This is a genomic window from Mycolicibacterium mageritense (assembly GCF_010727475.1).
Lineage (GTDB): Bacteria > Actinomycetota > Actinomycetes > Mycobacteriales > Mycobacteriaceae > Mycobacterium > Mycobacterium mageritense.
The window spans coordinates 1,540,873-1,553,364 of the sequence record NZ_AP022567.1 but is presented as its reverse complement, the minus strand read 5'-3'; the positions used below and the strand labels follow the sequence as shown (position 1 = coordinate 1,553,364).

The window sequence follows — 12,492 nt, the reverse complement described above, 5'->3', positions numbered from 1 at the left end:
AGATAGCGACCCGCGATGACCACCATTGAGAAAACCCTCAGCACCGATCGCCCGGCACCCGGCGAACTCGGCAGCCCGCACTACCGACGCTTCCGGAACATGGGGCGGGACAACGTCATCCAGTACGCCGTGCTCATCGTGCTGGCAGTGTTCGTCCTGGCGCCGGTGATCCCGACGCTGTACCAGTCGATCGTCGACCGGCCGCTGTACGAGGCAGGCGGCATTCTGACCCTGGCCAACTACGGGCGGCTGTTCACCGAGGCCGGCTTCGGCCAGGTCATCGTGAACACCATCCTGTTCGCGGGGCTGACCGTCATCCTGGCCCAGCTGTTCGCGGTACCGATGGCGATCGTCGTCACCCGCACCAAACTGCCGCTGGGCCGGCTGGTCGCGGGATCCATGCGATGGCCCTTCTACATCTCGTCGCTGTTGCTCGGCTTCGGCTGGATCATCCTGTACGGTCCCGCCGGATTCGCCAGCGTGCAACTGCGGGAAGCGCTCGGCTTCGTGCCGTGGAACCTGTACTCGATACCGGGGATGGCGCTGACCGAAGCGGTCGCACTCGCACCGATCGCGTTCACGTTCTGCGTCGGCGCGCTCAACCAGTCCGACAACTCACTGGAATCGGCCGCGCAGGTGTGCGGCGCCGGACCTGTCCGCATCATCTGGTCGGTCGTGGTGCCGATGCTGCGGCCCCCGATCGTCTACAGCTCGGTGCTGATCGTCAGCATGGCGATCGAAACCCTCTCGGTGCCACTGCTGTACGGCCAGCCTGCCGACATCACGGTGTTCTCCACGTTCCTCTACACCAACGGCCTGCAGTCGATCGACCCCGACTACGGCGTGCTGGGTGCGGCTTCGGTGATCATCCTGCTGGTGACCGTGGCGCTGGTGGCCGTCCAGTCCAAGCTGCTCAAGGACTCACAGCGGTTCGTCTCGGTGCGGGGGAAGGCGACCCGGCCGCGGGTGTTCGATCTCGGCTGGATCAAATGGATTTCGGTGTTCTTCATCGCGGTCTACCTGATCTTCGGTGCGGTACTCCCGATCGGCGCGCTCATCTTCCGCTCGTTCACCCTGGTGCTCACGCCGCTCAAATCACCGTTCTCCACCATGACGGTCGAGAATTACAAGCCGATCTTCAGCTACACCGCCTACTACATGTCGATCGTCAACAGCATCGTCATCGCCGTGGTGGGTGCGGTTGTGATCAGCGTGCTCGGCACATTGGCCGTGCTGGTGTCGCGGCGATCGAACATGAAGGCGGGCAAGCTCGTCGAGTATCTGGCCCTCGCCCCGCAGGCCATGCCCGGGCTGATCGTCGGCATCGGCTTCTTCTGGGCGCTGGCATACTCGCCGGGCTGGATCTCGGGACTGCTGAGCGGCACCATCTGGATCCTGGTGATCGCCTTCGGGTTGCGTGCGCTGCCGACCGCGTACGGCAACATATCGCCGCTGCTCATGCAGATCGGAGCCGAGCTCGACAACGCGGCCAGGGTCAGCGGCGCCGACTGGTTCCGGACCTTCACGCGGGTGCTGGGCAAGCTCATCGCGCCGGCCTTCGCGGGAGCCCTGGTCCTGGTGTTCGTCACGATGATCAAGGAGTACTCCCCGGCTGTGTTCCCGGCCAACTCCAAGACCAGTGTCATCGGCACCACGGCGCTGCAGCTCTGGGCCGAGGGCAACGCCGGATCGGTGGCCGCGCTGGCGGCCATCCAGATCGCCATAACCCTCGTCTTCGTCACCGTCGCCACCCGCCTCCTGAAAGGTTCGACCTCACATGCCTGATCTACGTGTCCGCAACGTCAACAAGACCTTCAACGGGTCGAAAGTGCTGCAAGACATCAACTTCGATGTCCACGACGGTGAGTTCTTCACACTGCTCGGCCCCAGCGGATGCGGCAAGTCGACGACGCTGTCCTGCATTGCAGGCCTTGAGCGGCCCGACGAGGGCACCATCGAACTCGATGACACAGTGTTCTTCAGCGGGGCCGACGGCACCTTCGTCGCGCCCGAGGGACGCAACCTCGGCATGGTGTTCCAGTCCTACGCGCTGTGGCCGCACATGACCATCGCCGACAACCTTGCCCTGCCACTCAAACTCCGCAAGGTGACCAAGTCCAAGCGCAACGGCCTCATCGACGACGCCCTGGAGAAGGTCGACCTGCTGCACCTGCGGGACCGCTACCCGCATGAGATGTCGGGCGGCCAACAGCAGCGTGTCGCGCTGGCCCGCGCCCTGGTCTACTCGCCGCGGCTGCTGCTGCTCGACGAGCCACTGTCCAACCTGGACGCCAAACTGCGTGAACAGGCCCGGGCCTGGCTCAAGGCGCTACAGTCCGAGGTCGGGATCACGACCATCTACGTCACGCACGACCAGGACGAAGCCCTCGCGATGAGCGACCGGATCGCGGTCATGTCCAAAGGCGAGATGGTCCAGATCGACACTCCCACCGAGATCTACGAACAGCCCGCGGCGCGCGAGGTCGCCGGCTTCGTGGGTAGCTGTAACTTTCTGGCGGGCAAGGTCGTCGAGGCCAGCGACGCCGATGCCAGGGTGCAGTTGGAGGCCACCGGGCAGGTGGTCCACGCGACGGGCCGGATGGATGTTCACACCGGCGACACCGTCAGCGTCGCTGTCCGACCCGAACGCGTCAACATCGCCGCCGTGGGCACCACCCACGCCGAGGGGCACAACGTGGTCCGGGCCTCGGTCAGCAGCGTGCTCTATGTAGGCCGCAAGTATGAATACCTTTTGACTGTCGGCAATTCGACCATCACGGCCGACTGCCTCAAGGCCGGGCACCAGGGCGAGGTCGACCTGGTCATCGATCCGGAGAACATCTTCCTGTACCCGCAGAAGCAGATGGCGGGTGCTTCGTGACCCACATCGTCACCGTCAATCCGGCGACCGGCGCGGAGCTGGCCACCTATCCCGCGATGAGCCCGGCTCAGATCGACGCCGCACTCGAAGCCGCGACGAGCGCGCAAACGGCCTGGGCCGCAGAGGATATGAAGGTACGCGGCGAGGTACTGCGCGCTGCGGCGGCATTGCTGCGCGAGCGCGACGAGGAGCTCGCGGTGCTGATCACGCGGGAAATGGGCAAGCCGCTGGCCGAATCTCGCGCCGAGGTGCACAAGTGTGCCACTGGGTTGGAGTATTACGCCGACAACGCCGCTACCTACCTGGCCGACGAGCACTACGACACCGACGCCGACCGCGCCTGGGTGTCGTATGAACCGGTCGGCGTCGTGCTTGCGGTGATGCCGTGGAACTTCCCGCTGTGGCAGGTGTTCCGGTTCGCCGCGCCGGCTCTGATGGCCGGAAACGCCGCACTGCTCAAGCACTCTCCGAACACCACCGGAGCAGCGTTGGTGTGTCAGCGGATCCTGACCGACGCGGGCCTGCCCGACGGGCTGTTCACCACATTGCTGGTCGCCGAACCCGATGTGCCCGCCGTAACCGAACGCCTGATCGCCGATCCGCGGGTCGGGGCCGTCACGATCACCGGCAGCGAGCGGGCAGGCAGCGCGGTGGGCGCGATCGCCGGTCGCGAGATCAAGAAGTCGGTACTCGAACTCGGCGGATCTGATCCATTCATCGTGCTGGCCGATGCCGACCTGCCGCGGGTCGCGGCGCTTGCTGTCAAGGGCCGCTTCCTCAACGCCGGGCAGAGCTGCATCTCACCCAAACGCTTCATCGTGGAAGCGGCTGTGGCCGAGGAGTTCACGCGGCTCGTCGTCGAACACACCGCGGCGCTGGCGGTCGGTGACCCGGAAGCGCCGGGAACGGACGTGGGGCCGATGGCGCGTAAAGACCTGCGGGACGGCGTGGCCGCGCAGGTGCAGGCCGCCGTCGACGCGGGCGCAACCGTGTTGTGCGGCGGTTACATTCGTGACGACCTCGACGGGTTCTTCTATCAGCCCACCGTCATCGTCGACGTCACGCCAGGCATGTCGATCTACGCCGAGGAGGTCTTCGGTCCGGTCGCCTCCATCATCACGGTGGCCGATGCCGACGAAGCGGTCGAGGTGGCCAACGACACCCCGTTCGGGTTGGGTGCGAGTGTATGGAGCGCCGACGTCGATGCCGCGGTCGCGGTTGGGCGGCGGATCACCTCGGGCGCATGCTTCGTGAACGCACTCGTGGCCTCTGACGCCCGGATGCCGTTCGGCGGCACCAAACGAAGTGGCTACGGCCGCGAGCTGGCCGCTCCCGGTATCCGGGAGTTCGTCAACATCCGCACCTGGTGGGCCATGACCGAACCGCAGACACACGCCCCGGTGTCCGAATGAACAGGAACGACATGATCAACACCACCCGCACCGCAGCGATCCTGCGGCCCTCCGAGATCGAACCGCGCCAGCGCGGCGGAGGGGCCCGCACCATCCCGCTCGTCAGCCGGCACGTGGGTGCCAGGGATTTCCTCAACGGCATCACGATGTTCGGGCCCGGCGCCGCCATACCCGAGCACTTCCACAACTGCGACGAGTCGGTGTTGATCCTGCGCGGCTCGGCTGTCGCGCACATCGACGGCGAGACGCACCCGGTGGGGATGGGCGACACGTCGTTCATCCCTGCGGGGATTCCGCATTTCTTCCGAAACTCCTCCGACACCGAGGAACTGCACATCTTCTGGACCTACGCGTCGGTCGACGCCAACCGCACCATCGTCGCGACCGGCGTGACCACGCGCATCGACGAAGAACACGGCACCAACATCAGCTGAGCTTTCAGAGAAGGGAACAATCATGACCGACAGCACACTGCGCCTGGGCCTCCTGGAGGGCGACGGCATCGGACCGGAGATCGTGCCTGCGTCCGTCGCGGTGGTCGAGGCAGCGCTCGCCGCGGCGGGTGCGCCGGCCGCCGAGTGGGTGACCCTGCCGCTGGGACGCTCGGCGATCGACACGCACGGTAGCCACATCCCCACAGAGACGCTGGATGCGTTGGCCGGAATGGACGCCTGGCTGCTCGGACCGCACGACAGTGCGGCCTACCCCGAGCCGTTCAAGTCGCAGCTCAATCCGAGCGGCACGATCCGCAAACACTTCGGTTTGTTCGCAAACATCCGGCCGGCCAAGGCTTTCGAAGGGGCAAAGGCTGTGGTTCCCGGCGCCGACCTGGTGATCGTGCGGGAGAACACCCAGGGGTTCTACGCCGACCGCAACACGTTCGCGGGGACCGGCGAGTACATGCCTGACGAGAACACCGCGATCGCGATGGGCATCATCACGCGCTCGGCGGTGGAACGCATCGCCAAGGTCGCGTTCGATCTCGCGCAGGCGCGGCGCGGCAAGCTGACCATCGTGCACAAGGCCAATGTGCTCAGGCTGACCACCGGCCTGTTCCGCGATGTGTGCCGCGAGATCGGCACGGGCTATCCCGATGTCGAGGTCGACGACTACCACATCGACGCCATGACAGTGCATCTCGTGCGCAGCGCCGACAAGTTCGACGTCATCGTCACCGAGAACATGTTCGGTGACATCCTCTCGGACCTCGCGGGCGAGCTCGCGGGCTCTCTTGGCATCGCGCCGTCCATCAACGCGTCCCTGGACAAGGCGATGGCACAGGCCGCACACGGCTCGGCGCCCGACATCGCCGGCCGCGACATCGCCAACCCCATCGCGATGATCCTGTCGTCGGGCATGCTGCTGCAGTGGCTCGGCGCGCGGCGGGACGACGCGAGCCTCATCAAGGCCGCGGCGCTCGTGGAAGGTGGTGTCGAGGCGACCGTGCGGGCCGGGACGATGACACCGGACATGGGTGGTTCGACCGGCACGCGCGAGTTCGGTGAAGCGGTCGCCGCCACCATCAAGGGGCAGGCGTGACCGAAAGTCCGTTGATCGCGGTCGTGCACTCGGCGCCGGCGTCGATCGGACCGATAACCGCCGCGTTCGCCACCGAATTGCCGGATGCGAAGCTGTGGAATCTGGTCGACGACCGGCTCGGACCCGACGCCGACGCCCTCGGCGAGCTGAGCCCGCAGTTGCGGGACCGCATGCTCAATCTGATCCGACACGCGGTCACCGGTGGTGCGAGCGCGGTGGTGATGGCGTGCTCGATGTACGGCGAAGTGCGTGCGATTGCCGAGAAGGTCTTCGCCACACCGGTGTTCAGCTCGGACTCGGACATGCTCGACGAGATCGTCCGGCAGGCACCGCGCCGGGTCGCGGTGCTGGCATCGCTGCGCACCGCGACCTCCGACACCACCGCCCGGGTGGCAGCGGTGTTACCGGACGCGGACGTGGTGCCGGTGTACTGCGAGGGAGCCGCGCGGGCGGCAGCCTCGGGCGACCTGACCGGCCTGGTCGGGGCACTCGCCGCAGGTGCCGGCACGTGCCAGTTCGATCTGCTGTGCCTCGCACAGTATTCGCTGAGCCCCGCAGCCGACGAGCTGGCCACGAAAACCGGTGTGCCTGTGGTGAGCCCGACCCGCTTGGCGGCGCGCGCGGTCGCGGCACGGCTGCGAGCATGAGTGCCCCTGCGCTCGGCTGCATCGCCGACGACTACACCGGCGGCACCGACGTCGCCGCGGCACTTCGCCGGCGGGGGCTGCGGGTGATGCTGTTCTTCGGGCCGCCCGACGACGGTTTCAGCGCGACTGACTGCGATGCGGTCGTGGTGGCGCTCAAGACCCGGGCGTTGGACGCCGGGACCGCCGTGGCGATGTCGCTGGCCGCGCAGCGCTGGCTCGTCGACGTCGTGCACGTGCGGACGGTCTACTTCAAGTACTGCTCGACGTTCGACTCCACCCCGGCAGGCAACATCGGTCCGGTCACCGACGCACTGCTCGACGCGGCGGGCGCGCCGGCCACGGTGATCTGCCCTGCCACACCGGAACACGGCCGCACCGTCTATCAGGGCCACCTGTTCGTCGGTGAGCAACTGCTTGCCGAATCGTCGATGCGGTACCACCCGCTGACCCCTATGACCGAATCCGATGTGGTGCGCCTGATGGCCGCGCAGACGCCGCACCCGGTGAAACTGCTGTCCCGCCACCATGTCCGACGCGGTGCGGAGGCCGTTGCCGATGCGGTGCGCGGGGCAGACGGCACAAGGCACGTCGTGGTCGACGCGATCGACGACGATGATCTCGACGTCATCGCCCGCGCGGTCGAGGGGATGAGCGTCGTGACCGGCGGTGCCGGCTTGGCGGGTGCGCTCGGTGCGGTGATACACGAACACGACAGCGAGCCTGTGGAGTTCGCGACCGTGCGAGCCCCGGAGGGCCCGACCGTCGTGCTCGCCGGAAGCTGCTCGAAGGCCACGCTCGGCCAGGTCGCGCAGGCGCGCGAACGCTTTTCGTCACACCGGCTCGATCCCCGCACCGTGGCGTCCCCGGCGGATCTGCTGGCGCCCGCGCGTGCCTGGCTCGGCGAACACCTCGGTGCGGAGCCGGTGCTGATCTACTCCTCAGCGGCGGCCCACGAACGGGGCCCCGCCGACCCTGTGGTCGCCGACCAGCTCGAAGCGACCATGGGCGCGCTGGCCCAGGCAGCGGTCGAGGCGGGAGCTCGGCGCATCGTCGTCGCGGGTGGGGAGACCTCCGGTGCGGTGGTCGACGCGCTTGGCATCCGCTCGGTGGTGGTGGACGCCGAGGCCGACCGCGGCGTGCCCTGGTGCAGCACAACCGATCACGGTGTGTCACTGCTGCTGAAATCGGGGAACTTCGGTTCGCCCGACCTGCTGGTGCGGGCCGCGACGGCAGAGGTTCTCACGTGAGCATCGCCGCCGAGATCACCGAACTGGGCGCATCGTTCTTTCGGCGCGGGTTGACGTTCGGTCGCACGGGCAATATCAGCGCCGTCGACGCCGACGGTACCGTGCTGTGCACACCCACCGGTGTGGCACTGGACCGCCTGCGCCCGCAGGCGTTGTCGCGCATCACCATTGGCGGTGACCACCTGGACGGTCCCGCGCCCACCAAGGAGGCCTTCCTGCATCTCGCGCTGTACCGGGCCCGGCCGACGGCGCGCGCCGTCGTCCACACCCACAGCACGCACTCGGTAGCGGTGTCGTGCCTGCGCGACGTCGACCGCAGCAATGCGCTTCCGGTTCTCACGGCGTACTACGCGATGCGCGTCGGCGCGTTGCCGCTGCTGCCGTATTACGCACCCGGTGATCCCGAACTCGGCCCGACCGCTGAACTGGTCGCCGCCGATCACCACGCGTTGCTGCTGGCCAATCACGGGCCGATCGTCGCGGGCGCCGACCTGGCCGAGGCTGCCGATGCGCTCGAAGAGATCGAGGAAACCGCAAAGGTGTATCTGTTGCTGCATGGGCGTGCGGTGGCACCGGTACCCGACGACGAAGCCCGACGACTTGAGGAGAAATACCGGTGAACACATTCTCCGCTGATGCCGTAACAGATTGCGGCACAGCAATTTTGACAGCACATCGGGTGCCCGATGCCGACGCGTGCACGGTGGCCGCATCGTTGGTCACCGCCGACCTGTGGGGTCATCCCTCGCACGGCATGCTGCGGCTGCCCTGGTATGTGGCACGACTGCAATCCGGCGCGATGAACCCCGTCACCGAACCCGAGGTGGTGAGCGCGTTCGGCGCGGTGTCGGTGCTCGACGGCCGCGACGGCGTCGGCCAGATCGTCACGGCCCGCGCCGTCGAGCTGGCGGCAGACAATGCCGCAACCCACGGGGTCGCCGTGGTGGCGGTGCGCAACAGCAACCACTTCGGCACGGCCGCGTACTGGACCCGGATCCTCGCCGAGCGCGGCTGCGTCGGCATTCTCACCACCAACGGCAGCCCCGCCATGGCGCCGTGGGGCGGGCTGCGCAAGATGGTCGGCGCCAATCCGTGGTCGATCGCGGTGCCCGGTGGATCTCACGGGGCCGTGGTGCTCGACATCGCCAACACGGGCGTGGCCCGGGGCAAGATCTACGCCGCCAAAGAAAGAGGCACGGGGATCCCACCAGGCTGGGCCGTCGATGCGTCCGGACTGCCGACCACCGACCCCCAGGCGGCGCTCGACGGCCTGATCTTGCCGATGGCGGGCCACAAGGGCTACGCGATCTCGTTCATGATGGATGTGCTCTCCGGTGTCCTCACCGGAAGCCGTTACGGCACCGGCGTCGTCGGCCCGTACGTGCCCGACCATCGCAGCGGGTGCGGACACCTGGTGGTGGCCATCGACATCCGGGCGATCATGGCACCCGACGAGTTCGGTGCTCGGATGGACGACTACATCGAATCCATCAAGAACTGCCCCGCCGCGCCCGACACCGAGGTCCTGGTTCCCGGGGAGTTGGAGAACCGCGCGATCGAGCGGGCGGGCGGCGTCGTCGGGTTGCCGCCCGCGACTGTTGCCGAACTCAACGCCCTGGCCGCCGTGGCCGGTGTTCCGGGACTGACCGAGGAGTAGTCGTGTATACGCTGTTCGTGATGCTCGACGTCCACGCCGATCGCGTCGACGAGTTCCTCGACGCGATCACCGTCAATGCCACCGCGTCACTGCGCGACGAGCCAGGGTGCCTGGCCTTCGACGTGCATCGCGACGCGGAAAACCCCACGCGTTTCTATCTTTACGAGATCTACGCCGACGAGGATGCGTTCCGTGTCGCGCATCGCGGCGCCCCGCACTATGCCCGATGGCAGGACGCGGCCAAGCGCTGCGTGGTCGACGGCAGCCATCGCAACACGTTCGCTCATCCGGTACATCTGGGCGGTACCGCGGCAACGGGTTGAGTACAGTGGTTGGGTGGGCGACCAATTTGCGCGGATCGAGCAGGCACCGCGAGAACCGCTGTCCGCCGAGGTGGCCAAGGCGCTGCTGGAGGCGGTGTTCTCGGGCCAGATTCAGCCGGGCACCCGGATGCCGTCCGAACGGCAGCTCGCGGAGTCCTTCGGCGTCGGCCGCTTCGTGGTGCGCGAGGCGCTCAAATCCCTGGGCCTGCTCGGGCTGCTGGAGGTCCGGCAGGGCGACGGCACGTACGTGCGCCCCCCCGATTCGAGCCTGCTGCCACGCGTGGTCGAGTGGGGCCTGCTCGTCGGCGAACAACGCACCAGTGACCTGGTCGAGACCCGCAAGCATCTCGAGCCGGTGACCGCGCGGTTGGCCGCAGAGCGGCGTACCGACGCAGACCTTGTGACGATCCGCACGCACCTCGACGGAATGCGCGACGCGCACGACACCGAGTCCTTCGTCGAGTCCGACGTGGCGTTCCATCTCGGTATCGCGGCCGCCACCGACAACACCGTGCTGTCGAACATGCTCACGAGCATCGCGTCCCTGCTGAAGGTGTGGATCCGCAATGTGGTGGACGCCGCGGAATCACGAGAGCCGTCCTACCTGGAACACGTCCCGGTCTACGAGGCCATCGAGGTGCGCGACGGCGACGCGGCGGCTGCCGCGATGGCCGCCCACATGGAGGGCGCGACCTGCCGGCTCAACGCCGCCCTGGCCGCACACGGCAAGAGCCTGCGGGAATCCTGAACCAGAGATCTCGCTACACTTACCGTAAGTCCAACGGTTAGGGGCCGCGTTGATCAAGGTCATGCAGGGCGTCCGGGTTCTGGAAGTCGCACAGTTCACGTTCGTCCCGGCCGCGGGGGCCATTCTCGCCGACTGGGGTGCCGACGTCATCAAGGTCGAACATCCGGTCCGCGGCGATACCCAGCGGGGCTTCATCAACATGGGTGGCTTCGAGCTCGATCCCAACCGGCATCCGCTCATCGAACATCCCAACCGCGGCAAGCGAAGCGTCGGCATCGACGTCTCGAAGCCCGACGGCCAGGAAGTGCTCTACGAGATCGCCAAGACTGCCGACGTGTTTCTCACCAACTACCTGCCGCAAGCGCGGCAGAAGAACAAGTTCGACGTCAAGCACATCCGCGCGGCCAACCCCGACATCATCTACGCGCGGGGCAGTGCCTACGGGGACAAGGGGCCGGAGCGGCTGATCGGTGGTTTCGACGGCACGGCGTTCTGGACCCGCAGCGGCGTCGGGCACGCGCTGACCCCAGAAGGCCTGGGAGGCGCGCTGTCCCAAGGCATTCCCGCGTTCGGTGACTCGATCGGCGGGATGAACATCGCCGGCGGCATCTCGGCGGCGTTGTTCCACCGCGAACGCACCGGTGAGGCCTTGGAGGTCGACGTCTCGCTGTTGAGCACCGCGTGGTGGGCTGCCGGCGCGAGCGTGACGCAGGGGATGGAGTCCGGTGAGACGATGCGCTCGCTCATGCCGGATTCGATCGGGCCCACCGTCAACCCGTTCCTCGGCAACTACCTGACGTCAGACGGCGGAACCATCAACCTGTGCATCGTCAGCCCCACGGGTTACATCCGCGACGCGTTCGAGCATCTCGGCCTGGCCGAACTCGCCGACGACCCGAGGTTCTCCGAGGTGCTGCCGCTCATCGAGAACGCCGAGGCCGCGGCCGAGCTGATTTCGGAGGCGATCCGCAGCAAGCCGTTCGAATACTGGCGTCAACACCTCAAGACCATGAAGGGGCAGTGGGCGCCGTTCCAGAGCCTGGTCGACCTGGCGTCCGACGAGCAGGCCGTCGCCAACGACATGATCGTCGAGGTGGACGCGGCCGACGGTGGCAAACCGTTCAAGGTCGTGCGCGGGCCCGTGCAGTTCAACCACGAGCCGCTCGAGACCACGTGTGCGCCGCAGGCCTCCGAGCACACCGAGGTGGTGCTGATGGAACTGGGGCTGGACTGGGACCGCATCGAGGCGTTGAAGGATTCCGGCGCGATCGCGTAGGCCCTGACCCACAACGCCGAGGCGACGATTCCCGGTGCGAAATCGAAATTCCGCGAGAAAACCGTCGCCTCGGCGCTGAAGTTGCCGGCTTACCCGCCGGTAGGGCTGCTCTAGTGCGCGACGAGCTGCGGATGCAGCGCGCGGCGCCTCCGGCCCAGCAGGGAGGTCAGCCAGCGAATATCGATCAACATGGGGTGGGCCTTTCTCTCAGGCGCTCTTGGTGAGCAGGGGAAGCAGCCGGCGGCGCGCCAGGATGCCTTCGGCGAAGTGATGCAGCGCCTCGGGCACCGAAGCGGTGAGCGGGACACCGGCGTCTTCGAGTCGCAGCTCGGCGATCACCGACGGGCTGGCGATGACGGCCCAGTCCACGCCGCGGGCCGAGCACCGCTCATCGACGTCGTAGAACAGTGAGATGCAATGCGGGGCAAAGCCGTTCACGCCGCTGAGGTCGATCACCACCGGCTTTTCCGGCAGGACGTAGCGGTTGATGAAGTCCGTGACGCGCTCGATGTTGCCGCCGTCGACGACGCCCTTGACCGTGATCACGGTGGCGAGCTGACGGCACTGTGCCCGCATCGAGGCCCCATCGCAGATCAGCGCAGGATTCACGTACCTGAAGCCGCGATCTGAAGCGGGGGTGTTGCTCGTGATAGTCATGACCAGCCTCCCGTCGGTGGTTCCTGAGTTGGGGTCGAGCACCGTCGCGTCAACCTGACAATCACGCTAAGCGGGCAATCTAAGGCGGCTGGGAGCTGCCGTTAA

The 12,492-nt window shown here is 67.0% G+C and carries 13 protein-coding genes; 12 read left to right on the top strand and 1 reads right to left on the bottom strand.

Features of this window, described 5'->3' with window-relative positions; genetic code table 11:
* The first annotated feature begins 15 nt into the window (after positions 1-15).
* The 12 genes from G6N67_RS07575 (at position 16) to G6N67_RS07520 (ending at position 11,730) form a co-directional block, all read left to right on the top strand.
* Positions 16-1,785, top strand: coding sequence for an ABC transporter permease (locus tag G6N67_RS07575; protein WP_036433231.1), 1,770 nt, complete (start codon positions 16-18; stop codon positions 1,783-1,785).
* Entirely contained in the window at positions 1,778-2,881 is a 1,104-nt protein-coding gene (locus G6N67_RS07570; protein ID WP_036433234.1) for an ABC transporter ATP-binding protein, read from the top strand. The genes G6N67_RS07575 and G6N67_RS07570 overlap by 8 nt, the downstream gene beginning before the upstream one ends.
* Positions 2,878-4,293 (top strand): NAD-dependent succinate-semialdehyde dehydrogenase, encoded by a 1,416-nt coding sequence (locus G6N67_RS07565; protein ID WP_036433236.1) that lies wholly within the window; start codon positions 2,878-2,880, stop codon positions 4,291-4,293. The genes G6N67_RS07570 and G6N67_RS07565 overlap by 4 nt, the downstream gene beginning before the upstream one ends.
* Positions 4,290-4,727 carry a cupin domain-containing protein gene (locus G6N67_RS07560; protein WP_036433238.1) on the top strand — a complete coding sequence of 146 codons (438 nt, stop codon included), beginning with the start codon at positions 4,290-4,292 and terminating at the stop codon, positions 4,725-4,727. Before G6N67_RS07565 ends, G6N67_RS07560 begins: the two co-directional genes overlap by 4 nt.
* 22 nt (positions 4,728-4,749) lie before the next feature.
* Entirely contained in the window at positions 4,750-5,832 is a 1,083-nt protein-coding gene (locus tag G6N67_RS07555; RefSeq protein ID WP_036433239.1) for an isocitrate/isopropylmalate dehydrogenase family protein, read from the top strand.
* Positions 5,829-6,479 carry an aspartate/glutamate racemase family protein gene (locus tag G6N67_RS07550; RefSeq protein WP_051578758.1) on the top strand — a complete coding sequence of 217 codons (651 nt, stop codon included), beginning with the start codon at positions 5,829-5,831 and terminating at the stop codon, positions 6,477-6,479. Before G6N67_RS07555 ends, G6N67_RS07550 begins: the two co-directional genes overlap by 4 nt.
* Entirely contained in the window at positions 6,476-7,726 is a 1,251-nt protein-coding gene (gene otnK / locus G6N67_RS07545; RefSeq protein ID WP_036433240.1) for a 3-oxo-tetronate kinase, read from the top strand. The genes G6N67_RS07550 and otnK overlap by 4 nt, the downstream gene beginning before the upstream one ends.
* Complete coding sequence (otnC, locus tag G6N67_RS07540; protein ID WP_051578759.1) at positions 7,723-8,346, top strand: 3-oxo-tetronate 4-phosphate decarboxylase; 624 nt, start codon at positions 7,723-7,725, stop codon at positions 8,344-8,346. The genes otnK and otnC overlap by 4 nt, the downstream gene beginning before the upstream one ends.
* Positions 8,343-9,383: an Ldh family oxidoreductase gene (locus G6N67_RS07535; protein ID WP_051578760.1), complete on the top strand. Its 1,041-nt coding sequence runs from the start codon at positions 8,343-8,345 to the stop codon at positions 9,381-9,383. The genes otnC and G6N67_RS07535 overlap by 4 nt, the downstream gene beginning before the upstream one ends.
* Before the next feature lie 2 nt (positions 9,384-9,385).
* Positions 9,386-9,706 (top strand): putative quinol monooxygenase, encoded by a 321-nt coding sequence (locus G6N67_RS07530; RefSeq protein WP_036433243.1) that lies wholly within the window; start codon positions 9,386-9,388, stop codon positions 9,704-9,706.
* A gap of 13 nt (positions 9,707-9,719) precedes the next feature.
* Positions 9,720-10,454: a FadR/GntR family transcriptional regulator gene (locus G6N67_RS39475; RefSeq protein WP_051578761.1), complete on the top strand. Its 735-nt coding sequence runs from the start codon at positions 9,720-9,722 to the stop codon at positions 10,452-10,454.
* Between the two features lie 61 nt (positions 10,455-10,515).
* Complete coding sequence (locus G6N67_RS07520) at positions 10,516-11,730, top strand: CaiB/BaiF CoA transferase family protein (protein WP_036435688.1); 1,215 nt, start codon at positions 10,516-10,518, stop codon at positions 11,728-11,730.
* A 207-nt stretch (positions 11,731-11,937) separates the two neighbouring features.
* Here G6N67_RS07520 and G6N67_RS07515 read toward each other — a convergent pair whose 3' ends face one another.
* Positions 11,938-12,387, bottom strand: a complete 450-nt coding sequence (locus G6N67_RS07515; RefSeq protein WP_036435689.1) for an STAS domain-containing protein — start codon at positions 12,385-12,387, stop codon at positions 11,938-11,940.
* Between the last annotated feature and the right edge of the window lie 105 nt (positions 12,388-12,492).

Bases quoted from the DNA above. Each gene is read 5' to 3' on its own strand.
- G6N67_RS07570 (WP_036433234.1), top strand. From the start codon at position 1,778: ATGCCTGATCTACGTGTCCGCAACGTCAACAAGACCTTCAACGGGTCG.
- otnK (WP_036433240.1), top strand. From the start codon at position 6,476: ATGAGTGCCCCTGCGCTCGGCTGCATCGCCGACGACTACACCGGCGGC.
- G6N67_RS07560 (WP_036433238.1), top strand. From the start codon at position 4,290: ATGAACAGGAACGACATGATCAACACCACCCGCACCGCAGCGATCCTG.
- G6N67_RS07555 (WP_036433239.1), top strand. From the start codon at position 4,750: ATGACCGACAGCACACTGCGCCTGGGCCTCCTGGAGGGCGACGGCATC.
- G6N67_RS07515 (WP_036435689.1), bottom strand. From the start codon at position 12,387: ATGACTATCACGAGCAACACCCCCGCTTCAGATCGCGGCTTCAGGTAC.
- G6N67_RS07520 (WP_036435688.1), top strand. From the start codon at position 10,516: ATGCAGGGCGTCCGGGTTCTGGAAGTCGCACAGTTCACGTTCGTCCCG.
- G6N67_RS07575 (WP_036433231.1), top strand. From the start codon at position 16: ATGACCACCATTGAGAAAACCCTCAGCACCGATCGCCCGGCACCCGGC.